This window comes from Bacillota bacterium (genome assembly GCA_013178415.1).
Lineage (GTDB): Bacteria > Bacillota > SHA-98 > Ch115 > Ch115 > Ch115.
This window is the reverse complement of sequence record JABLXA010000024.1, coordinates 1-22,414: the sequence shown is the minus strand read 5'-3', so window position 1 is coordinate 22,414 and position 22,414 is coordinate 1. Positions and strand designations below refer to the sequence as shown.

The window sequence follows — 22,414 nt, the reverse complement described above, 5'->3', positions numbered from 1 at the left end:
ATCTGGCAGTAACTTGATGCCACCCGACTCGCCCTTAGGTGGGTGACACCCTCTTATGAGGGTATGGCTTGTCTTATCTTCCCCGTCAATATGCCCATGTGCCCCTTTTTGCCCTTCATGCCGCCGGGGTCCCATACTGATAGTGCTGCACAGGCGGCATGGACTTCTACTGGGCTATTGTGAAACCATCAAAAACGCGCCCAACGGTCCCGAACCCGTCCTTTTCAACGCTCGCCTGGATCCCCTGAGCCGTCATTCCAGTAGCCGGGTCTATGGACGCCAGCATAAAGGAGCGGAAGCGGTTTTCCTCTACCACAGGGTGATTACCATGAGGCTCGTACGGATCATCGGGGCTCCGGTAATTGTTCCCGATCGTGGCAGCCTCTATGTAGTGTACCCCATTTATGATATAGCGCTCATATACATGGGAATGCCCGTAGCTCACCGCATTTACCCCATAGCTCTCAAAGAGGGGCTTGATGTCCCGCTGGAGGCAATCCTTTTCTCCGGGATACTCCATGCGGCCGGGCTCGTTTACGGAGGGAGTTGGGTCAGTAAAAGGCACCTGCACGTCGGTCCCGCGGTTGAACATATGCCAGTGCATCGTCACCCATGTATATTTGGCCTTCTTTGATTCCAAATCAGCCCTGAGCCAGTTGTATTGTGGGCTCCCTGCCTTTATATCGTCAAAGAGAAACCAGCCCGGCGCTTCTTCCGGTTTCCACGCAAACCAGCGGAAAACAGAGAGTGAGACAATGTGCAGGTCACCATAATCCATGGAATACCAGTGCTTCCCGTTCGCCCGGTATTCCTGCTCCGGGTAAAGAGGCCGGAAGAGCTGCATGTAGATACTCATGCTCATTCGATCTCTATCTGCCAGTCTCTTATCCATGAGCTGCTCCTGTGCATCGATTTCATGGTTTCCGGGAGAAGGATAAATGGGAATATACTGTAGCAACTTACAACCATCGCCTGTCTGCTGCATCATATTGAACCACCGCAGCCCGTCTTCCTCAGGGGTCTCGGGGACCGAAAACCATTCCCCGGCTTTATATGGCGTATTCACGAGGTCGCCATTATAGATAATGAAATCAGCTTCCTGTTGCCCTGCGAGCTTTACCGTGGCTGGCGCCTGGGCCTTGAGCTGCAGGTCGGAGAGGAGGATGAATTTCACAGGTGTCCCGGGCCTTGGAGCCGTCTTGAAATAGTATCCTCGGCTCACCTTGCGGCGGGATCCCGTCTCGCTCACTATCCTGTAGTAATAGCGGGTCCCAGGCTCCAAATTCGTAATGTGGACAATTTGCTGGTATGCCTTGAGCGGGACGGTATATTTCCCATTCTCGTCTACAGTCTTTAATCCTTCCAATTCGTAGGTCTTTGCGCTTCTGGTATACCCATAAGAGCCGGTTGGGCCGTATTCAACATAGGAACGGGTTGTCTCCTCCGACGTAATCCAGCAGACATAAATTGAATTGGTGGTTGGAGCCAGCAAATAAGGTTCCGTGTACATCAGAGGGGCCTCCTTTGCCCAGGCGCCACAGGAACACAGGATGACTGCCAGGGCAACTAGACCTATAAGAGAGAAACCATGGGGTGCTTTCCCAGCTTTCATTGTCTGTCTCCTCCTTGCCCAGATTTAGGGATTTCTCTGCAAACCCACCATACCGGTGACAAGAGGTCGGGTGCGCCAACCCGGCGCGGGATGCAGGAGAGTTCCATGGGGGCAAGATAACGCAAAAGAGTTACTGGACGGTAAAGGCACCGTTAAAGTTGCATCAAATCTTGTCCACCATATGCCGATCATGACATCCGGCTAATCCGGTAAACCTCTAAAAACGCCGAACAGAATAACAGGATATCAGTTTCTGCCTCAATCACATTATTGTTCCGGCTATCCACTCAAGCAACAGTATCAATCAGGAATGGCTGGCGGTTAGCAAGATTGCTGACATCCTGGATACGGATCTGGTCCTGGTGGAGGAACAGCCTATTCAATATGCCTGGGTGATATTTGTGAGTCTCAACATAAGATCAACATGATGCTCGACAAGGTGAGGTCGGGCCAGCACAAGCTCCGCGTGGTGGCAAACTGCGGCAACGGCACGTCATCGTTCTTTGCTCCCGAGATCATCGAGGGCCTGGGCTGCAATGTCATACCTCTATACTGCATACTGCGAGTCCGACCCTTCATTCCACTTGCCGGGGTGGTCACGTGGTTATCACTCCGCACACTGAGACGGCAAATATTCTAGATTCTTGCCGTTTAGCCGTCCACCCCGCAGCTATATACCCCCGGCTCCTCCCGTCAACTATTGTTAACCTTTCTGAAAATCTCCCGTAACCTTATCACGGTACGAGGAGTCGGCTACAAGGCGTATACCCGGGAGATGCCGGGCACCGTCAGTGATGCCAAGCACCGCAAGTAACGCCCCGGGCTGCCAATGACACCCCGCGCCGTTAGTGGCGCGAACGAATGTGAATCCTCCTCATCCTCCTATCCAGAATCCGGGAGGTGCCCCCGAGCTGCCTCCCGTATTCCTACTACCGTGTCCACGCCGCACAGCTCCTCCGGCGTGAACTGGGGGTGGTCGGGCGCATAAGCCGCCAGGAGTGCGACGTGCCCACCGCTGGATGCTCCCATCAGGACCACCTTCTCGGGGTCGACCCCGTGGCTCGCCGCGTTGCTCTTCATCCAGGCGACCGCCCGCCTGGCGTCGGCCACCATGCCGCGCACGTCGACCTCGGGGCATGGCCGGTAGGCCACGTCCATGACGACGTGTCCCTGGGCGGCGAGCTGGCGGAAAAAGGAGCGCGTCAGGACATCCTTGTCGAGGAGATACCAGGCGCCACCGTGCAGATTACCATGCTTCGCTCCCCACGGACCCCTGGCCGACCTCATCGATAAGTTCTTCGGCACCCCAGCGGATGCCCGTGCGCGACTGCCCCGCCCGGTACCCGTGGAAGGCGGGGTCGCCGAGCAAGGCCCCGGTGGGATGGTATCCTGGGGCCGAGCCAATCTGCCATGCCCGGATCTCAATCATGGCGGCGCGCGTCAGGATGTGGGCGAGCGCAGGCGTCCACATGTAGCCCATCGCCAGCGGCCGTGCTCGACTCCGTTCCCATGTCCCGGTGGTGCCGGCCGAAGGTGGGTTGCCTTTCTCTTATCTTTCCACCGGTAGTCGGTCAGCACCTGATTTCTCTGCGCGTCCGCGGGAGTCCTTCACAGTGTTGCGCCCTGCTAGGGTCCCCTTGACACCACCGCCCAATATCGATATGATATATATCGGAACGATGTATTGCGGGTAGTGGGGAAGTGCAAAGCCATGGAGCACGTCATCCTTGGTTTTCTGACCATTGGAGACATGACAGGGTATGATATCAAGCGGCTTATGAGCATCAGCACGTCCTTTTTCTATGATGCAAGCTACGGGAGCATCTATCCTACCCTCAAGAAGCTAGAAGAAAGAGGGCTCGTGAAGTCGAGCGAGGCAATAGAAAGCGGGCGCCTCAGGAAGGTCTATTCTATCACTGATGAAGGGCGCGAGGAGTTTCTCCGGTGGCTCGGAGGGCCACCCGGCGAGAGCAAGTTCAAATACGACTTCTTGATGAGGATGTTCTTCTTCGCGCACCTTCCCAAAGAGAAGATTGAGGCGGCAGTAACCCAGCATCTCTCGGAGATAAGGGCGGTTTCGAGGAAGCTTGAGATGATTGAGTTCGCGGTAAGGGGCAAGGGAGATATATATCAGATGTACACCCTTCGATTCGGCAGGGACTTCTTCGCGTTCCTCCAGAGCTGGTTTGAAAGGTTCCTGGACGAACTCAAAAACGGTAACTCGGGCGACCCCGGGGTGAGAAAGGAGGATACCTTATGAGTGTGGGGAAGGAGCCCGGAATCCGGAAACAGCCCCGGATACCCGGTATGGTCTATATCCTCATCTCATTCATCCCATGGATACTCTATTGGACCCTGGCTGGCATGGGGAAGCCCTCGGGCGTTGCAGCTGGGTTTTTAGCGGCCATCCTCCTTGTGATTTCGGAGGCCATTAGCAGGAGTTTCAACCTCATGGACCTGGTGTCAGTGGCATTCTTCGGTGTCGCGGCTCTGGTCACCTTTGGGCTCGAATCGAGCCTGTTCATTGATAACAGCGGTTTCCTCGGATATCTTGCCCTCTTCATCATGGCGACTGTCTCTTTGATACTCAAACAGCCGTACACCTTGCAGGTTTCAAAGAGGGACTATCCTGAGACTTACTGGCGCGACCCAACTTTCCTCATGATCAATAACATCATCACTGGCCTTTGGGCATTCATATTCCTGGTGAATTCAGTGATATACATTCTCTCGCGGTTTCCTATCAACGTCGTGGCCTCAAATGCTCTGGTGGCTCTGGGAATACTCTTCTCCATTGTTTTCCCTCTGGCAGCTCCCGCCTATTTTGCCTTGAGAGAGTTCAAGGAGAATGACTGGCGGGTGGAGATCGGGCGCGAAAGGCGCGGGGAAGCGGAGCCCGGAAAAGCGAAGGACGAGGGGAAAGAATATGACGCGATAATTGTCGGCTCCGGGATTGGCGGATTGACCTGCGGGGCTTTGCTCGCCCGCGAGGGATACCGGGTTGCGGTCTTCGAGCAACACTACCTCCCGGGGGGTTACTGCTCGTCGTTCCGCCGGAAGGGGTTTACCTTCAATACCGGGGTGGAGGCCGTAAGCGGGCTGTGGGAAAACGGCCCTGTGAGCTACCTCCTGGATGATCTCGGGCTCAGGCAAGAGGACTTCTTCATAAGAAACACCTCGAGATTCATCTTCAAAGGCCAGAATATCGATGCCCCGCCGGATCTCGGAGGATTCATAGCCCTGCTTCAGGGAATGTTCCTTGAGGAAGCTCGCGGTATTGTTGACTTCTTCGGGATGGCCAGGAAGGCCTATGAAGAGGTCTACCGGGAGGCCGCAATGTATGGGACTCCGCTCCCTGCAGAACTCATCGCCAAGGTGTTCGGGGCAAAGGCACTCCTGAATTACCCTGGGGAACACTCGCATTTCTTCAGCTGGATGAATAAGACTTACAGGCAAGTCCTGGACGAGCATTTCAAGAGTGAAACTCTCAAGGCGCTGCTATCCGCCCTCATAGGCTATGTTGGGACGGAGCCGGACAAAACCCCGGCAGCAAGCGCCCTGACCGCCGTAGTATCCTATTACCTTCACGGGGGATATTTCCCCAAAGGAGGCGCGCTTCGATTCGCAGGCGCGCTAAAGCAGTATATCGAGGAACATGGCGGTCGGGTGCTGCTCAGGCACAAGGTTGACAGGATTCTAATGGAGAGAAGTGAGGCCAGGGCTGGCAGGGAGGTAGAGGTCAGGGGGGTTCAGGTGGGCGATATGACCTATGAAAGTCCCGTGGTGGTGGCCAACGTCAATGCTAAGACAGCTCTCCTGGACCTCGTGGGAGAAGAACACCTAAAGCCAGCATTTGCGCAGCATATCAAAGGCCTGAAGATGTCACCGTCGGTATTCATGGTATTCCTGGGGGTAGGCATGGACCTATCAGATTACCCGGTCCTCATCCACAATCTTGATGAGGGGTACGGGATCGTCATAGGCTCGAACGCAGATCCGGATCTTGCGCCCCCGGGTAGTGCCAGCGTCACGCTACTGGCCGGCGCGAATTACCGCGATTTCCCCCCGAGAGGAACCCCGGAATATCTTCAAAGGAAGGAGGAGCTCGCCCGCACGCTGATAAAGCAGGCGGATAAGGCGATCCCCGGTCTTTCAAGCCACATCATCGTAGAGGATGCGGCAACGCCGAGGACACTAGAGTTTTACACCGGCATGCCAGAAGGGGCGATCTATGCCTTCGACCAGTCAAAGGATACGAAAAGGCCATATTTCAAGACACCCATCAAAGGGCTGTATCTCGCCAGCGCCTCCACCTTTCCTGGTGGCGGGATTGAAGCAGTGGTGATCGCCGGAAGGATCTGCGCGAATGACATAATGAACTGGAAGATTCGAGGTTCGACATGAATGAAACAACATGTGATACGAGGGAGGTCTTAGCATGAATAACAGGTTGAGTAGAGTTGTCTCTTTATTAACATTGATGGCGATAATGGCCGTGTGCTCTACGATGGTGGTTTTCCCGCCGGCGACTCTGGCTGCCGATGCTGGAAGGATTCAGGAACTGGAGGCGAAACTGAAAGAGAACCCCAGGGACATAAAGTTGTTGATGGATCTCGGCACTATGTATCACAGCAAGGCGCTGGAGGGAGACAAACAAGCACTTCAACGAGCTGAGCAAGTCTTCAAGGAAGTGCTGAAGATAGAGCCTGACAACGCCGAGGCCCATGCATGGTATGGCAGCACGCTTACCATCAAGGGCAGGGAAGATTGGTTCCCGCTTGCAAAACTTCTCTACGTGAATCAGGGAATCCAGGAGATGGATAAAGCCGTTGAACTCGCCCCCGATGCCGTCATGGTCAGGCTGGTGAGGGCTCATACAAGCCTGGCCCTGCCTTATATGTTCGGGCGCACGAAGGTGGCTATCAAGGACTTCGAGTATCTTCTCACCTTAAGCCAGAACAGGCCCGAGCAATTCAACATAAATACCCTGGCCCAGATATACCTTGGCCTCGGAAAGGCCTATGCTAAAGACGGTGATAAGAGCAAGGCCAGGGAGAACTGGCAAAAGGTGATGGAGCTTGCCCCGAAATCCAGAGAAGCTCTGGAGGCAAAGTCCCTGTTGCAAGGGTAATCAATTCAGCATGTCAAAGGGGCGTGTTTGTCAATCGAAAACTGGTCTTTCTCTTTGTCATCTATTATGTCCTGATCAGGGTACCGGGCCTGCCGGTGTGGGTGTATTTCCTGCCGCTCCTGGCCATGGAGGTTGCGCTGGTGGCGGGCCTGCTCCTGGACGGGGTTCCCGCCCTGCCTTTTCTGGCTGCCGCCGTCTACCTGATCTACCGGGCGGGAAGGGGTGATCCGTGAACGTGTTGACCTTGAACCATCCGGCCCAAATCGTGCCGCAAGCAGGGGAACCCGTCCTGGAAGTGGACGGACTGGTGAAATCCTATGGAAAGGTTGTCGCCGTCCGCGGCATTAGCTTTCTGGTGCCCAAAGGACAGGTGGTGGGGCTGTTAGGCCCTAACGGGGCCGGAAAAAGCACCACTATCAAGGCTTGCCTGGGTCTGACGCGCCCTACCCGGGGCGTCGTGCGGGTGTTCGACAGTACGCCTGCCGCCGCAGAAGCCCGCCGGCGCATGGGCTACTCCCCGGAAACGCCCTACTTTTACCCCTTCTTAACTGCCGAGGAGATCCTCGCCTTTTACGCCGGCCTGCAGGGCATCAAATCCGTGCGTGCCAGCGTTGACCGGGTGCTACGCGCCACAGGCCTGGAGGCGGCCCGTCGCCGCAAAGTGGGGCATTTCTCCAAAGGCATGGTCCAGCGGCTCGCCGTGGCTCAAAGCCTGCTGGGAGATCCCGAGATTCTATTCCTCGACGAGCCCTCGTCGGGCCTGGATCCGGAGGGCCGGCTGGAAATGCGCCAGGTTATCCAGGAGCTGAAGCAAAGCGGTAAGACGATCCTGTTGAGCAGCCACATCCTGAGCGACATCGAGACAGTCTGTGACCGGGTTATTGTCATCAATGCCGGCAGGATCGTGGCCGACCGCCTGCTGGACGGTGAGATGCCCGCGCTGGAAGAGGTAGAAGTCGAAGTGCGCGCACTTTCGGATGAGGCCCTGGCCGCCCTACGCCGGATGGGCTGGGGCGTTCATTACGATGAGCCGCGCCTTTCGGTCGCAAACCTCCAGCCCGGTCAGGAGCCGAAACTGCTAGGCGTGCTGATGGAGCACCATGCGCAAGTCTACCAGCTGAAGCGCAAGAAAGCGACGCTGGAGGACATCTATATGGAAATCATGCACAAAGGTGGGCAGGAGAAATGAGGATCGCGGCCAACGTGGTGCGCGAAAATCTGCGTAACAAAGTGCTGTATCTGCTGGCACTCCTTGGGATCGCGGCCGTTGCCGCCTTGCTGCTGAGTGGTACGGTCCAGCAGCAAGGCGCGGGAGGCGGCCCGGCAGTCAACCTCATCGCGAGTTTGTTGGGCACCGTACAGATTGGCTTCACCATCATCGGGCTGTTCAGTGCCGTGGTGGCCGCAGTGCTGAGCATGAACACGGTTCCCCGGGAGTTCGAACGCAAGACCATTCATCTGCTATTGGTCCGGCCCGTCGAGCGCTGGCAGGTGGCGCTGGAGCTGCTCCTGGGGAACATCCTTACGGCCTGGGCCCTGTACGCGCTGCTGTCGCTGGGGCTGGTATTGGTCCTTGCCGCGAGAGGGGCCAGCGCACACTACCTCGTGTCTCTGGTGCCCGGGCTTTTAACCCTGAGCCTCAACGTGGCGTTCACGGCTTGCCTGACCACGCTTCTTTCCGCCCGGTTGCCCGGGGCGGTGGCCGGCTTCCTGGGCCTCGGTGTGTATGTGGCCGGCGCCTTGCGGGGAGTGCTCGATCTGGGGCTACAGATGAAGATTATTGGCACGCTGCAACGCGGAGCCAATACCACCTTTTGGGAGGCCCTGCGCTCCCTTGCCCTTTGGTTCCTCCCACCGGTGAACGAAATTGCGGCGGAAGCAGCCAAATTTTTCACCCCTGGGGCACTATTGGATGCAAAGGTCTACGTGTCCGCCCTCATCTGGCTTTACTTCGGCGTGTTGCTCACTGCCGTCAGCCTGTACGGAAAGGAAGTGTGATGGCGGATGAGGGGTACCGACAAGAGGATCGAACTGAAGATGAGTGTGGAAAAGACAAGGCCGGTTCATATGGTCCTGGCCAGGATGAGCGGGGCAACCCGCGTAGCTATCGCAGGCGCCCTGGCCGTGGGGTTCGCCCTGGTGGCGGCCTGGAATTGGCTGCCCGGGGGCCAGAATTTGCTTCCCCTGGATGCGGCCTATGTGCAGGAGGCGCAGCGCCTGGGGCGCGCCGTGGGTGAGGCAACCTTCAAGGACTTCGATCCTTCGAAGATCGCGTTTTTGATCATCAAGAAGGGAGGCCAGAACTACCTGGTAAACTATTCCGGGAAGGAAAAACTGCCCGGGAAGAAGCTGGTCGTGAATGGCATGGCTGCGTTGCACCTGCACAAGCCGGTCATCACCATCGATGTGGCTACTGTGCTTCCTGTGCGGCCGAACTTTTTGCGCCAGGCAGCGGACACCGCGATCTTCACCGTTCCGGCGTGGGAGATGGCGGCCGTGGCCATGGGCCGGACCTCGCTTTCAGGTCGTTTTGCCAGCGAATTGCAGGTCCACGATTTTAGCGCGGGACAAGAAGGACTGCTGCAGGCGGTGGCGGGTCCCCGGATCGCGGATGAGTCGGTTCCCAGCGACCTTTACGTAACGTTCCTGGTGCATGAGGCGTTTCATGTCTACCAGTGGGATCGGCTTCGCCTGTGGATGCAGAAAATGCATGAGAATTACAGCGACGGAAACGAAAAGGACGACGTTCCACTGAAGCGCGCTTACAAAGACCAGCAGGTACAGGAGCTGCAGCGCCAGGAGGGCAAATGGCTATCCAGGGCACTCGAGGCTACGGATCGGGAAAGCATAGTCCGCTATGCCAGGGAGTTTCTGCGGGTGCGCGCCGCGCGGCGCCAACGGATGGAGCACATTCTGGGTCCCGATGCAGCCTATGCTATTGAGTTGGAGTGCCTGCAGGAATGGACCGAAGGGTTGGCCCGCTATATTGAGATCCGGGCATGGCAGATTGGCTCGGCCCCAGGATACCATCCCACCGGGGCCTTGCTTAGCGACCCCGCCTTCCACGGGTACCGGGCGGGGCAGTCACGCACGGGCATCCGCTGGGGTGCCGAAGAACTTATCGATGAGGTCGGCCAGGGGTCCGCGGGGAGCGAAGCATGGTATACCCTGGGAAGCGGGCAGGCGCTGGTTTTGGACAGGCTGAACGTGCCCTGGCACAGCGAAGCCATGGGGCCTGTGCCCCTGGAGGACCTGCTGACGAAATGGGTGGGGGCTACGTCCTTATTATGGGTAACGGCCGTCTCAAATAAATAAGGAATAAGGGGAGTGCCTCCAATTTGTGATTTCCAGAAGGAGGAAACCACCATCAACGCGAGCATAAAGAATGGCCAATCACTTATCATTATCGGAGCCGCTATCGCCGGCCTGGCTACAGGCTGCTACGCGCAGATGAACGGGTACCAGAGCCAGATCTTTGAAAGGCATGACAAGCCAGGGGGACTCTGTACAGCCTGGCGGCGGAAGGACTATCCTGCCGGCCCAGATTATGCTGGACTTCCTCTATCTCGTTCCGGTAACCGTAACCGCAATGAATTCCCTGATGGAGGGCCTGGTGACCGCCTTGGCGGCGGGTTGCCTGCGCTTCTTGATCAACCCATTAATTTTTTTCCACCCCAGGGGCCAAAGATTATGTCAATCTCATGGTGATAACAAGTTTTTATCTCTTGGACCCGGTGATCGTAGAGTTTTTAGGGCGCCTGGTTTGGCAGCGGCAGCAATTGCAACACCATTTATATATAACTACGACGGCTCTGCTGGAGGCTCTGCAGTTGCGCGACCGTTATACCGGCCAGCACTCGCGCCGGGTGGCCGAATATGCCCGCCGGATAGCAGCCGGTTTAGGTTTATCCCTGAACTACCAGGACACCCTTTACCTGGCCGGTTTACCCCACGACGTGGGGAAAGTCGGCATCAAAGTCAGAAGGTTAGAGGATGGCTGCAGCCAGGCGGGCCAGGGGAGAGCGTTCTCCCTTGACCAGGGTTATATGGCCGGCTAAGGGCTGGCTTTTAAATTTTCCTACGGTATAGGCGAGGCCATTGCTGGCAGCATCCAGGTAGGGGTGGTCGATCTGCTCCGGATCGCCTAGGAGGACAATTTTGCTACCCTCCCCAACCCGGGAGATGACTGTTTTGACTTCATGTCGGGTTAAATTCTGGGCTTCGTCGATGATGATGTACTGCCCGGGCAGGGTGCGGCCGCGGATGTAGGTCAGGGCTTCCACCTGTACGTTTTTTAACCCCGCCAGGACCTCCTCCAGGGTACCTTTGCGCTTGGCGAAGAGGAATTCCAGGTTGTCGAAGATGGGCTGCATCCAGGGGCGCAGCTTTTCTTCCTTGGTTCCCGGCAGGTAACCTATATCCCGTCCCAGGGGGATCACCGGGCGGGCGATGAGTAATTTCTGGTAGGCGGCTTCTTCCTGGGTGAGGTGGAGGCCGGCGGCCAGGGCCAGGAGGGTTTTGCCGGTACCAGCCCGGCCGGTGATGGTGACCAGGGGGATATTCCTGTCCAGGAGGAGGTCCAGGGCCATTTTTTGCTGGACGTTGCGCGGGCTTATGCCCCAGATGCTATTGCCGGCCGGGGCTAGGGGGAGGAGCAGGCTGCGTTCATGATTATAGCGGGCAATGGCTGACTGGGGGGAGCCATAACTTTTCAGGATGATATACTGGTTCGGTTGCAGTTCCAGGGGCAGTTCCGCGGCGGGCAGTTCCCGGTAACAATAAAACCGGTCTATAAGGCCGGGTTCAACCTCCACCTCCTCGTAACCGGTGTAACTGTCGGGGATGATTTTATTATCCTGGGCCTGGTAATCCTCGGCCGCCAGGCCCAGGGCGTCGGCTTTGATGCGGACGATGGCATCCTGGGAGACCAGGACCACCTGCCCGGGGGGATCTTGCTGCCGGGCCTCCTGCTGCAGGTTTAAAGCTACGGCCAGCAGGCGGTTGTCGTTGTTGATTTCCGGGAAGTGATCCCGCAGGCAATCCAGGGAGCGGTGATTCAATTCAACCCGCAGGGTACCGCCGTTATCCAGGGGTACCGTTTCCTTCAAACTTCCGGCGGCACGGTAGAGATCCAGCTGGCGAGCCACCTGGCGGGCGTTGTAGGCAGTACCGTCGAGGCCGTACTTTTTGGCGTCGATTTCCTCGATGACCACGCCGGGGATGACCACCTCGGCCCCGGGAAAAGCATGGATGGCCTGGGGGTCGCTTAAAAGGACGTTGCTATCTAGCACATAGATAGTGGCCACGTTTTCAACCTCCCTAGGCAGGCTGCTATTCTTGGTTGTTCCTGCCAGATACACTCTGACAGTATTAATATAAAACGGGGCCATTAAGGAAGCGTTAAGGTGACGTTAAAATATTCTTAGATTTAGACAAAATTTCCTAATCTTAACCCATGGCTACCCCGCAGGACGGCATACCCGACATGACGGCTTTTGACTCCGTTGTTAAGGTGCTGCCTTCCTACACCCAATGAAGCAACCACAGTTCCAGGAGTTGATAGTGCGTGGACGCGACGAACTTGGTCACGTCGACGAATGATGCCCCTTCGTCCAGTCTAAAGCCTTCTTAGACGGTCTTTGGGTCGAGTGGGTTTATGTGCCGTCTATAGCACAGATCCTCCAGAGGAAGGAATCTGAGGGTTTATCCTCGAGTCATGGTATTCACGAAGGAATCGGTCAAGATTGAATACTTTACTTGCATAATCCCATATCTGCTTCATCGCGGAATTCCTGGTCCCGGGACACAGTGATAGCATCTATGTCCCCGTGGGATGGATGCCTCCCGTGGCTCGGGTTATGATTCGTTCACGGGATGTTTACTCCACTGATATGTTCTCTTAACGTTCATCCTTTATGTTCCTCTACAGAACAATTCTTCCCTGAAAGGAGCTGGTATTCAGTGTACAGGTCATCATTCAGAATGAGCGTTGTGTTGATATTGACCGCGCTCATGGTAGCCGTAGGTAGTCTCTATGCGTTTGCCGGTGAATGGATCACAGGAGACTTCCATACCCACACTTTCCTTACGGACGGAAGCCACACTCAGGCGGATGTAGTAGGTCATGCATTTGACACGTTCGGACTGGACTGGATGGCCAATTCGGAGCATGGAGGAGCCTTCGCGCGTAACCCCGAAGGCGCATACTGGGAAAACGTCACTCCAGCACCCTATATTATCGGTAATCCAGTTAAGGATAAAAATGGGCGTCTTCTTATGTGGCGCTGGCAGTCGCTCCGCGATTATTCGTATCCGTTGCTTCAATCTCTGCAGTCTCGATACTCGAACAAAACCCTCATCCAGGGTCTTGAATGGAACGTTCCCTCCCATGAACACGCAAGTGTTGCCATTGTCGAAGATGTCCCGACTGCGATAAGTGACTTTGAATATATGTTCGATGCCGGAGATAAGGATACAAGCCGCGCAAGGGAAGGCCTTGTCAAGCGGAATGTCACACATGCGGATGCCGTGGCAGGCGCTGCTTACCTCCAGGAGAATTACGCTGACACCAGTTATTTCCTGATAAATCACCCTTCCCGCGTTCTCAAGTACTCGGCTGCCGATATCCGCGACTTCAATAACGCAGCGCCGACAGTGTGTTTCGGTTTCGAAGGGTTGCCCGGGCACCAGAAGGAGGATGCAAGGGGCGGTTACGGAAGTAATCTCGGAGATAATACCTACCGTGCCCGCACCTATGGCGGGGCAGACTACATGGTAGCCGGGTGGGAGGGCTCTGGGATAGCCTACTCGGTGAGAAGCGCAGGTTCTGGATATTCGCGAACTCGGATTTCCATAGCACTGATGGTGGGGATTTCTATCCTGGTGAGTATACTAAGACCTATGTCTACGTTAAAGACCGGAGCCCGCGCTCCATAATAGATGGCATGAGGTCTGGAAATGCATTCGTGGTCCATGGAGACCTTATCAACGCCCTCGATTTTACGGCTTCTGATGGTAAGAGCAAGGCCACGATGGGCGGGGACCTCATGGTCGAGAAAGGTTCGACTGTTAAGGTCGTCATTCGTTTCAGGAGCCCTGCCGCGAACAATAATGGTGACAAGCCGGTTGTGGTCATGTGGATCTCATCATTGGTGACGTAACCGGCAAGATCTACCCGGATGACCCACGGTACAACAGTGATACCAATGAGAGTACCAGGGTGCTACAGCGGTTTACAAGCAAGGACTGGTCGACCGATCCTGATGGGTTTAACACCATAGCATTCGAGATTCCAAACGTCCAAAAAGATCAGTACATACGGCTGCGTGGTACCAACCTGGGCGTAGGTGTTCCCAATGAGACAGATGCTGATGGTAACCCACTTATAGATGACCTTGCGGCTAACCTTGGACTCAATGGAAGCGCTGAGGCGTACGCTGATCTCTGGTTCTACTCCAATCCGATTTTCATCACAGTAGCGAAATGAAAATCTGCGGTCACTGAGCCAGCACATCATCACTCGAATCATCAAGTAAGAGGGGGGCGTTTCGCCCCCTCACCTCATCGGACATGCGGTCGCGCATCCGGCCATTCGCCATTGCTTACGGATTTCCCGGTAATGAACGACAAGGTCAATTAGCCCCTGACTCTGCCAGCAGGCCAGCGTCAGGATGCTGTTGAGAGGACCATTAGCCATGCGCCATGGCCCTTTTGCGCGCGTCGGCAACCTCATGAACCTTCCATTCTGGCTGTCCAAGCCGCCGCAACTCTCTATACCGAGTGCGAATCCTTTTCCACTTATCCTTGACCCTCCGGGCCACCTGAGCCATGAGTATGTCATGATTGACCCGGTCAAAGAATTTCTCTATGTCCAGGTCCACTACCCAGGTGTATCCCTCCTGCATATACTCCCTCATATTCCTCGCCGGATAAGGATGATGACTTTCCTCCCTTGAGGTTTAGGAAAGCCTAACGAGAGATACGGCAACACTTGGCACGGGCATCCCTTGGGATAAACTCTCGCAGATAGTCACTGGTGTCATTCGCCCACTAAAAGTACTAGGATCTGATCCAGAGATCATCATTGAGATCAAGGCGGAAGCCATAAATGGTCTTGATCGTATTACATTGGATAGTAAGATAAAGGAGACTTTATTACAGTTGGGTTCGAACATAGTGGAATGGGAGGAAAACTGAGGTGGCAATATTAGTAGTCAATGGCGCAAAGGTCGCGCTATAGATTCCTGTGGTAAGCAGGCCCTCAAGGGCCCTGGATATATATGCCGCACCAACACTGTAACTTATGTATCTCTCTCAAAACCGACAAGGCCCGGCGACGTTGCTGGCCTCTTTCTTGTGGATCAGATTCATATTTTCATATAGGCCGTGTTTGCAGCGGGCAAGAAAGGGCAATGTTGGATGTCTTCCGCTGTGCGAATAAAAGGGAAAGGAAGTCTGATTTTTCCCAGCAGATGCGTCGTTTTCTTGCTTGTCCGCAGAGATTTGCTTGTCTTATTGCTTTCAATGAACAGCGGGAACCGGTCGCGTTGGTTGTATTTGATAAAGGAAACAAATATGGATTAGAAATTCCGGTAATTCGAATTCGACCGGGGCCTTTAGAGGGAACCATAGCGCGACATTTAATCTCCAAAGCAGTGACGCTCTCATCGAGGGAAAGGCGAGTTTTAATAAAAATTTGTGACCACTATAGCAGCGATGTCATAGTAGCCGCCCTTCGTGAAGGCGGTTTTGTTCAGGCTAATAAGGAATGGATAAAGGTGAATCTAGCAGTTGCGGAGACTGCTGCACGGCTCTCTGAGCGCCTAGCCAGTCTGGTTCAAATGTATGGACTCGAGCAAGAATGTTTCACCCGTCTAATAAATACTCTTGGCATACATGAGGCAACCATGGACCCTCAAACTGCTACACAGATCGAGCATTTATTGTGGCCTGCAAAGATCACTGATGCAGATATACCTACGTTTATCGTCCCTATTAAACCCAAATGGGCGCAACATCTATTCGACGAAGGCTTGGCTAGACAAACACTATTCGGGGCCATACCAGAAATCGCGCTGAACCAAGAGGCTGTATATTATCGTGCGGCTCGTCCGTCTGGCGGGCTAGTGGCACCTGGCCGGATTCTATCAAGCGGAGGGCCACCGGCTTAATCTCAACTATCCTGGATTTGGGTGGCTTCCTCTTGAAGCCAGCAAGCGGGTTTTTCTGCAGAATCTTCTCTTCTATGTACCAATTAAAGAAAACCTTCAAATAAATCAGTCTCAGGTTATAGGTGTTCGGCCCGATTTTCTGAGCCATATGCTGATATACGGAATTTGAGAGGTCTTCTTCGCTTTTGAAGGCGTCTGGAAACCTTCTGAAGAAAAGCGTCACGACTCTTCGGTAGTCATTTATGGTGCGCTCCCTGACCCCCTGTGCCTTCTTCATTAGGAGGAACCTGGCCAGGGCTTCCTCCCGGGAGATGCTTGCCAGGGTGGGAGTCTCCGGCTCCTGAAGCGATATGCGCAATTTGCTGTCTTTCGCTTTCGGCATAATCTTGCCGCGCATTACGGTAGGTTCTTTCATGCCGGTCCCTCCTGATGAGGGGCCCAGAGCGCTTCCGCCCGCGAAACGGCACAGCGGACGGTGTAGCTGGGCAAATCTCTTCGTACAAAAATATGGTGCCGAGACCCAGAATCGAACTGGGGACACGCGGATTTTCAGTCCTATCTGCTTTGTCCATCCATGTCCATCCCGTTGTACCGCAAGGGTTTGAGAGTCTACCATTTCTACCCAATACGCCTTTTTTTACTCTCATAGCTGTCAATTTAACTGTCAAAAATGGTCCCCTCTAAACCTTGGCAGACGGGGACTCCCACGTTTTCTTCTCTCCTTTCCCAGAGCCAAAAAGAGCATCCATAGTGCTGGCCACTTGCTTCTTCATCGAAGGCAACACATGGCTGTACAGCCCCAAGGTGGTTGCAATATTGCTATGTCCTAATTGCTCCTGCACGACTCGGGGATTAGTCCCTTCAAGAAGTAATAGGGTAGCGCAGGTATGTCGTAGATCGTGAATTCTTATTTCCCGTACCCCGGCTCTTTGAAGGATGGGCCTGAAGGATCTTCTATGGAGATTAGGCGGGTTTATAGGTGTCCCTATCTCTGTGCAGAACACCAAGTTGTTATCTTCCCATATTTCGCCGATTAAAAAAGCCCCCGAGGACGATCCTCTTGACCTGTTGAGCGGGACTACAGGATTAGCGGGTGCGGCTGATGGTATCTGGATACTAAAGCGTGACCGTGCCCGTGTTGACGGTATCCTTTTTATCACGGGACGCGACATCGAGGAGAAAGAACTTGCATTAGAACGGGACTCCCATGTTGGGGGATGGTGCTTACTCGGAGACGCTGAAGAATACCGGATAAGCCGCGAACGACAGGAAATCATCGAGGTCTTAAGGCAGGCCGGGGACGCGTTAAAGCCTAAGGATATTGCCTATTTTCTAGGGAAAAAAGAAGCGAACATCCGATTCCTCCTTACCAAGTTAGCCCAAGAAGGTGTAATCAGGAAGGCGGGATACGGTAAGTATACCATATCCACTCACACCACTAATGGTGCTTATACCGCTAACACTGCTAACACTGCTAACACCGCTAACACTCCAGAAGTGTTAGCGATGAAGCGAAGTGTTAGTGACCCTCCGCTAACACTTTTGAGCTCTCAACCCCACGTGGATCAAGGATTTTCAAAAAGTGTTAGCAGTATTAGCACTGTTAGTAAAGAGGTTGAGAATTTCCCACCCATGAGGGGGCAGGTGTTCGAGATATGACTGCCAGGGAATTGCTCGAGGAACTTTGGAGCCTTGGCGTGAACATATCCCTCAATGGCGACAAGCTCCACATAGAGGTTCCGCCTGGAGTGGAGATAAATGGATTAAAGCCAGAGCTTATCCAGCACAAGTCGGAGATCGTTACCCTGCTTCAATCCCAAATAGAAGAAGTGCAATTCGTGGGCAATTGCCCTGTCCTAATTGTCAATGGCGAGAACCCGCTGGACTACCCGGCGGGACCCGAAAACAGGCCGATGGATTCATGACCCTGGCTGGTGGAAGCAGATCCCGAGGAGAGGAGGGAACCATGACGAGCAAGGCACGGCATGAGCGTGAGACTGCTGCACGGGTGGGGGCGCAGATGTCCTCTCTGATATCAAGGGAGACATATCGCAAGATGATGCGGATCGGGGATGAATTGAAGAAAGGGAACCCTGAAGCGATAAGGCTCGTGGAATTGTTAGATAGCAGGAGAATTAGCCTGGACGCGGCATACCGTAGGCTATTCAAGCCGGATGATGACTCTGTAGGGATTTATGTGCGCCTTCCGCGCGGGTATCGCGATACTTTAGCGGCGTTATCAAAGGAGCGGGGCATAACGGTAAGCGAGATCGTGAGGCAGGCATTATGGAACTACTTTACCCAAATATTTGGGGAGGAGGAAGAAGCCGATGAAGCGCAAGACTGAATTTAAGCTGGTGCCCTTTCGGTGCGGCGAATGTGGACGACTTGTGGTATGGGCACTATCAGGTGCGCGGGCATGGTGCACAGGGTGCCGGCGGTGGGTTACGGCTGATGAAGGCCTTCAGAAAAAAGCGGCAGGAGGTAACGAGTATGGCCAAGTATTGGGAGAGTGAAAATCCTATCGAGGCGAAGAGCGAGAAGAATAGTCTCAGGTGGTATCCAAAGGCCGGGAAGCTGCAAATATCCCGGCCAGAGTGGACAGACAAAGAAGGCAGCACTCACCCAGGCAAGACCGTGACCCTGGACGTGGAGGCCCTGGGCGAAAGTGAGGACCGGGAGAAGGCCCGGAAGATATTCGCGGAGATCGTGGAGGAGCTAGGATAGGTATACACATATTGCGATTCGGTTGCAATGGTGAATTCCAAGTGCGCCAAGGGATTAAAGCTACAAAGGAGCAACAAAACGGGCAAGGTTGCCTAATGATTTCGGGGAAATCTGGGAGGTGTTCGGCTGCAGTGGGTGGCCGTGGATCAGGGAACTGGTATAGGCTGAGTAAGAAGGATACTGTAGAGGGATGCCGGAGCCTTGACGTGAATCGCTGGTACAGAGAAGGCCTTCTCCGGCCTGAACAATGGTTTGGGTGGGCGTGGAAGCGGGATGACGGGAGAGAAAAGGCGAGTATCGGGGTTACTGTCCTCCCTGATGCGATAGAGCTATCCTACACCATAAGGCCTGGGACGGAGGATGCAGAGAAGGTGCGCTATATCGTGCCTATCACCTGGACTGAATGCAATTACGGAGGCCGGAGGCCCTGGTTTGTGTGTCCTAATACAAGGTGTGGTCGGCGGGTAGGGAAGCTGTATCTAGGGGGCAAGTATTTCCTATGCCGGCATTGTTATGATTTAGCTTACGAAAGTCAGCGGGAGGACCGAGCCCATAGGCTAATGCGCAAGGCGCAGAAGATACAGGAGCGGTTAGGCGGGAGGGCAGAGCTGATGTATCCCTTCCCTGATAAGCCAAAGTGGATGCACTGGGACACCTACAACAGGTTGAAGTTAGAAGGGCTCAGGGCGAAGAATGAAGCCCTGATGGCCGTATTGGAGACATTCGGCCAGATAAAGAAGGTATTGGAGGCGTATAATTCTTAACGGGAGGGGTTAAAGGAATGGCGGAAGTGGCGAAAATAGGCAAAAGCCGACAGTTGACCATCGAGCAAGAAAACGCGATTGACCTGCTGCTGCAAGGGAAGAGTGATAGGGAGGTTGCCGAGGCTGTAGGGGTGAGCCGTCAGACCGTGACGGAGTGGCGCAACAGGAATGCTCTGTTTGTGGCGGAACTAAACCGCAGGCGGCAGGAAGTATGGGGCGGACAGACCGAACGATTACGGCAATTAGTGGCGCAGGCGGTGAGTGTCCTGGAAGAGGACCTGCAGCAGAAGCAGGACCTCAGATTGAGGCAGGCTGCGGCTGTGCATATCCTGCGAGCTGTAGGCCTGTATGGTGTTAACATGGCTCCCAAGGGCGCGACTGACCCGGAGGACGTGGAGGCGAACTGGCAGAATGACGAGGCCCTCAAACGGCTGACCCGGTTAGTGTGATGCTGATAAAGTTTTTGGGTCCTTCCAGAGGATAAACCGGTAGGGGTCACCGCAGGCGCGGAGTTTTCCTCTGTAAGGTCTTATTTTTTTGGGTTAAATCGTTAAATTCAAGGGGGATAGGCCCATAAAATCTCCAGGAGTTTCAGGCCTGGGACCGGGCGGGCGGCAGCGTGTATGCTGTCGCAAATTTCGCTAAGGGGGGTATGGTGGGGGAAGTCCTCTTTTTTATTGACTTCTTATACTAGTATGCTATGCTAATACTAGTAATCTTACTGCTATTAGTGCGGAATACTAGTATGGAGGCGCAGCCATGAAGAAGCGGGTAATGCTTTATCTCACCGATGATGACTCTCGCAGGCTATCCTCTCTGGCGAAAAAGGCGGGCACGTCTATGAATGCCCTGGTGGTATCCCTTCTGTGGCAGGCCGATATGCCAAGACGAAAGGCAGGAGAAGCCCTGGAATATGTCTGCAAGCGGTGCGGACGAAAGATCCTGGCCGATGTCGCTGATGTAATGCCTCCCGATGAATGCCCGTATCCTGCGTGCGGTGGCGTGCTGGCTCCCACAGGACGGGGGCTTACCCTCATAGTAGGGCGTATCGAATAGGCCTGTAACGCGCAGAAAGGCCTCTGGGATGGGCGATAATGCGCGGGTAGGTGGATTCATATATATCCAAGGATTTTATCGGCCATTGTAGGGCATTTTGACGCGTCCTGGTGCATGTGGAATACTCCCCTTATCGAGAATTCGGGGTGGCTGTCCTAGACCGGCGGCGCACCTCCAATGACCCCGGAAGGGTTTTATGCGCGACCGGGGGTAGCGAGCCTCCACGAGGATTCATGCTGGGTTAGCCAAGGGTGACGAGAGTGACAAAAGCGGACTTCCTACGATACGCAGGAGACCGTCTAGCATGTCCGTGGGGAACATGCAAACGGGTTGTATTTCCAAAAATAGGGCAGGCCGCTACAGGTAAAGGATAGCGCAGTGACGAATACTGACAGCAAAAAAGGGAGGTGTTCTTATGGCTAAGTGGGAGAGATACATAGTTTACCCGTTGCTATTTGTGGCACTGTTCTTCGGTGTGGCCCGTGAGACGCGGGTATTGCAGGCGGCGGAAAGCATCGTTGATGAGATACGGGCCAGGCGCATAGTCGTGGTGGATGAGGCCGGGCGGGAACAGGTGGTGCTTCGCAGTGCCGCACGGGATCGAGAGTGGGAGGCCGGTGGGCAGATCGAGGTGTTCAATAAAGAGGGCAAGAGGCAATTGGCACTAGGCGTGACAATAGGAGGTGGGGCAATTGATGTAGTTGATTCAGAAAACAAAGGGGGGGTGTATTTGCGGGCGACCTCGTTGCGGATGTATGATGCTTCGGATAAACCACGGATATTGTTATCAATAGATGAGAATAGGCAACCATGCATAAAACTCTATAGAGAATTTGGTTATCCTGATTACCCTGCACTGACAATTCATCAAGATTCCGTAGTGCCTGGGTATGAGAATTGGACGGCTCTTGAATTAACTGCTCGTCTTAATACAGGAGGATGAGCTTTAACACAGAAGTTAAACAAAGAGTCATTTACTGTTGTGCCATCTACTGAAGATGGACTTATTAGAGGCGCGGGTTAATACAACATGTCAGCCCTCTTGGAATTTTCATCTTGGGCAGGGTAGATTCTCGGTATCAGATAGAGAGGTTAGGGCGGCATATGAGGAAGCAGGTAACTATGTGTTTGAGGAATACATTCAGCCAGCGTTCTTCCCAGTATCTAAGAATGAGGTGAGGATAACGTTCTTCATTAACAGTTATGAGGTAGGCACTTGGCGTAACGGGGTTATGAAACTCAAAGGTGAATAAACTGGGAATTAACTGGTGCTGTAGATTCAACATTATGGCCTGTGGTAGGGCAAGAGTTGGGTGAACGTTAGGAGGAAAGGGGCCCCGGGAGCGCGTAGGAGGCCCGTAGATGCGAGTTTTGGGACAAGGCGATTATACCTTCCCTGGATGTAGAGGCCCATAGGAGCAAAACTGGAGGCCGGGAGATTGAAGGTCACTTTGACCCTGAAGCGGGTAGGGTTTTGGGGAGTTTCGGAGACATAAAAAAGCCGGGGGGCGGTCCGGGTATACGGGAAACAGGAGAGCACTTTTTGATAGTGCCCTTTATTTTGGTACAAAACCGAACAGTTTTATACGACAGAGAGGGATAAAAATGGACAAAAAAGTGTTGACATAGACGGCTGAAAGGTTTACAATATGGCTTGAGAGGGACAAAGAAGGGAGATAGCGGCATAGAGAAAGCCGTGTGCTACATAAGGGTTTCCACAGGGGAATAGGCTAAGGTGGGGTTTCCCTGACAGCCCAAACGGAAGTTATCCGGGAGGAAGGAGTTTCGGCAGCTAAACCTCTGGCTACCCGGCCTGGCGGAGAAAGGCCCTTGCAACTAGTAGCCCGCAAGAAGGTTAAGCATGTAGTGGCCCTGAAACTAGACCGGCTTTTCCGGGATGCTGAAGATGCACTGCACCAAACTAAGGCCTGGGATAAGGCCGGGATAGCCTTGC

The 22,414-nt window shown here is 54.3% G+C and carries 25 protein-coding genes and 4 pseudogenes; 23 read left to right on the top strand and 6 right to left on the bottom strand.

The window, feature by feature from the left end; translation table 11 throughout:
- Positions 1–166: 166 nt before the first annotated feature.
- Positions 167–1,612: a metallophosphoesterase family protein gene (locus HPY52_14705; GenBank protein NPV81488.1), complete on the bottom strand. Its 1,446-nt coding sequence runs from the start codon at positions 1,610–1,612 to the stop codon at positions 167–169.
- 424 nt (positions 1,613–2,036) lie between these two features.
- Between HPY52_14705 and HPY52_14700 the strand changes: the two genes are divergently transcribed.
- Positions 2,037–2,252: a hypothetical protein gene (locus tag HPY52_14700; GenBank protein ID NPV81487.1), complete on the top strand. Its 216-nt coding sequence runs from the start codon at positions 2,037–2,039 to the stop codon at positions 2,250–2,252.
- A gap of 242 nt (positions 2,253–2,494) precedes the next feature.
- Here HPY52_14700 and HPY52_14695 read toward each other — a convergent pair whose 3' ends face one another.
- Positions 2,495–2,899 (bottom strand): alpha/beta hydrolase, encoded by a 405-nt coding sequence (locus tag HPY52_14695; protein ID NPV81486.1) that lies wholly within the window; start codon positions 2,897–2,899, stop codon positions 2,495–2,497.
- Positions 2,900–3,323: 424 nt separating this feature from the next.
- Here HPY52_14695 and HPY52_14690 point away from each other — a divergent pair, with 424 nt between their 5' ends.
- The 9 genes and pseudogenes from HPY52_14690 (at position 3,324) to HPY52_14650 (ending at position 10,717) form a co-directional block, all read left to right on the top strand.
- Positions 3,324–3,872, top strand: coding sequence for a PadR family transcriptional regulator (locus tag HPY52_14690; protein ID NPV81485.1), 549 nt, complete (start codon positions 3,324–3,326; stop codon positions 3,870–3,872).
- Positions 3,869–6,016 carry an NAD(P)/FAD-dependent oxidoreductase gene (locus tag HPY52_14685; GenBank protein ID NPV81484.1) on the top strand — a complete coding sequence of 716 codons (2,148 nt, stop codon included), beginning with the start codon at positions 3,869–3,871 and terminating at the stop codon, positions 6,014–6,016. The genes HPY52_14690 and HPY52_14685 overlap by 4 nt, the downstream gene beginning before the upstream one ends.
- A 34-nt stretch (positions 6,017–6,050) precedes the next feature.
- Complete coding sequence (locus HPY52_14680) at positions 6,051–6,743, top strand: hypothetical protein (GenBank protein NPV81483.1); 693 nt, start codon at positions 6,051–6,053, stop codon at positions 6,741–6,743.
- A 23-nt stretch (positions 6,744–6,766) separates the two neighbouring features.
- A complete protein-coding gene (locus HPY52_14675; protein NPV81482.1) occupies positions 6,767–6,976 on the top strand; it encodes a hypothetical protein in 210 nt (69 codons plus the stop codon).
- Positions 6,973–7,932, top strand: coding sequence for an ABC transporter ATP-binding protein (locus HPY52_14670; GenBank protein NPV81481.1), 960 nt, complete (start codon positions 6,973–6,975; stop codon positions 7,930–7,932). Before HPY52_14675 ends, HPY52_14670 begins: the two co-directional genes overlap by 4 nt.
- Positions 7,929–8,741: an ABC transporter permease subunit gene (locus tag HPY52_14665; protein ID NPV81480.1), complete on the top strand. Its 813-nt coding sequence runs from the start codon at positions 7,929–7,931 to the stop codon at positions 8,739–8,741. The genes HPY52_14670 and HPY52_14665 overlap by 4 nt, the downstream gene beginning before the upstream one ends.
- Positions 8,742–8,747: 6 nt before the next feature.
- The gene (locus HPY52_14660; GenBank protein NPV81479.1) at positions 8,748–10,058 is read left to right on the top strand and encodes a hypothetical protein; all 1,311 of its coding nucleotides are present in this window, start codon (positions 8,748–8,750) and stop codon (positions 10,056–10,058) included.
- 63 nt (positions 10,059–10,121) lie between these two features.
- Positions 10,122–10,274: pseudogene (locus tag HPY52_14655) on the top strand (NAD(P)/FAD-dependent oxidoreductase).
- Positions 10,228–10,717 (top strand): annotated as a pseudogene (locus tag HPY52_14650) (HD domain-containing protein). Before HPY52_14655 ends, HPY52_14650 begins: the two co-directional pseudogenes overlap by 47 nt.
- A 12-nt stretch (positions 10,718–10,729) precedes the next feature.
- Here HPY52_14650 and HPY52_14645 read toward each other — a convergent pair.
- Positions 10,730–12,049, bottom strand: coding sequence for a PhoH family protein (locus HPY52_14645; GenBank protein ID NPV81478.1), 1,320 nt, complete (start codon positions 12,047–12,049; stop codon positions 10,730–10,732).
- 655 nt (positions 12,050–12,704) lie between these two features.
- Here HPY52_14645 and HPY52_14640 point away from each other — a divergent pair.
- The 3 genes from HPY52_14640 to HPY52_14630 are packed head-to-tail and all read left to right on the top strand — an operon-like array spanning position 12,705 to position 14,229.
- Entirely contained in the window at positions 12,705–13,679 is a 975-nt protein-coding gene (locus HPY52_14640; protein NPV81477.1) for a hypothetical protein, read from the top strand.
- 8 nt (positions 13,680–13,687) lie between these two features.
- Positions 13,688–13,903 (top strand): hypothetical protein, encoded by a 216-nt coding sequence (locus tag HPY52_14635; GenBank protein NPV81476.1) that lies wholly within the window; start codon positions 13,688–13,690, stop codon positions 13,901–13,903.
- Positions 13,879–14,229, top strand: a complete 351-nt coding sequence (locus HPY52_14630) for a hypothetical protein (GenBank protein ID NPV81475.1) — start codon at positions 13,879–13,881, stop codon at positions 14,227–14,229. Before HPY52_14635 ends, HPY52_14630 begins: the two co-directional genes overlap by 25 nt.
- Before the next feature lie 298 nt (positions 14,230–14,527).
- Here the strand turns inward: HPY52_14630 and HPY52_14625 are convergent.
- The 3 genes and pseudogenes from HPY52_14625 to HPY52_14615 all read right to left on the bottom strand — a co-directional run bounded on the left by HPY52_14625 (position 14,528) and on the right by HPY52_14615 (position 17,190).
- A pseudogene (locus HPY52_14625) lies at positions 14,528–14,656 on the bottom strand (group II intron reverse transcriptase/maturase).
- A gap of 1,123 nt (positions 14,657–15,779) precedes the next feature.
- Positions 15,780–16,328 carry a hypothetical protein gene (locus tag HPY52_14620; GenBank protein ID NPV81474.1) on the bottom strand — a complete coding sequence of 183 codons (549 nt, stop codon included), beginning with the start codon at positions 16,326–16,328 and terminating at the stop codon, positions 15,780–15,782.
- 265 nt (positions 16,329–16,593) lie between these two features.
- On the bottom strand, positions 16,594–17,190 hold the full coding sequence (locus HPY52_14615; GenBank protein NPV81473.1) for a site-specific integrase: 597 nt from the start codon (positions 17,188–17,190) through the stop codon (positions 16,594–16,596).
- Between the two features lie 378 nt (positions 17,191–17,568).
- Here HPY52_14615 and HPY52_14610 point away from each other — a divergent pair, with 378 nt between their 5' ends.
- From HPY52_14610 to HPY52_14565, 10 genes and pseudogenes are all read left to right on the top strand, one after another.
- Positions 17,569–17,838, top strand: coding sequence for a hypothetical protein (locus HPY52_14610; GenBank protein ID NPV81472.1), 270 nt, complete (start codon positions 17,569–17,571; stop codon positions 17,836–17,838).
- A 41-nt stretch (positions 17,839–17,879) separates the two neighbouring features.
- Positions 17,880–18,260 carry a hypothetical protein gene (locus tag HPY52_14605; protein NPV81471.1) on the top strand — a complete coding sequence of 127 codons (381 nt, stop codon included), beginning with the start codon at positions 17,880–17,882 and terminating at the stop codon, positions 18,258–18,260.
- Entirely contained in the window at positions 18,244–18,429 is a 186-nt protein-coding gene (locus tag HPY52_14600; protein ID NPV81470.1) for a hypothetical protein, read from the top strand. Before HPY52_14605 ends, HPY52_14600 begins: the two co-directional genes overlap by 17 nt.
- Complete coding sequence (locus HPY52_14595) at positions 18,407–18,640, top strand: hypothetical protein (protein NPV81469.1); 234 nt, start codon at positions 18,407–18,409, stop codon at positions 18,638–18,640. Before HPY52_14600 ends, HPY52_14595 begins: the two co-directional genes overlap by 23 nt.
- Before the next feature lie 131 nt (positions 18,641–18,771).
- Positions 18,772–19,404: a hypothetical protein gene (locus tag HPY52_14590; protein NPV81468.1), complete on the top strand. Its 633-nt coding sequence runs from the start codon at positions 18,772–18,774 to the stop codon at positions 19,402–19,404.
- A gap of 17 nt (positions 19,405–19,421) precedes the next feature.
- Positions 19,422–19,853, top strand: coding sequence for a helix-turn-helix domain-containing protein (locus HPY52_14585; protein ID NPV81467.1), 432 nt, complete (start codon positions 19,422–19,424; stop codon positions 19,851–19,853).
- 310 nt (positions 19,854–20,163) lie between these two features.
- Positions 20,164–20,460, top strand: coding sequence for a hypothetical protein (locus tag HPY52_14580; protein NPV81466.1), 297 nt, complete (start codon positions 20,164–20,166; stop codon positions 20,458–20,460).
- A gap of 415 nt (positions 20,461–20,875) precedes the next feature.
- Complete coding sequence (locus HPY52_14575) at positions 20,876–21,403, top strand: hypothetical protein (protein ID NPV81465.1); 528 nt, start codon at positions 20,876–20,878, stop codon at positions 21,401–21,403.
- A 55-nt stretch (positions 21,404–21,458) separates the two neighbouring features.
- On the top strand, positions 21,459–21,713 hold the full coding sequence (locus tag HPY52_14570; protein ID NPV81464.1) for a hypothetical protein: 255 nt from the start codon (positions 21,459–21,461) through the stop codon (positions 21,711–21,713).
- Positions 21,714–22,144: 431 nt separating this feature from the next.
- Positions 22,145–22,414 (top strand): annotated as a pseudogene (locus tag HPY52_14565) (recombinase family protein).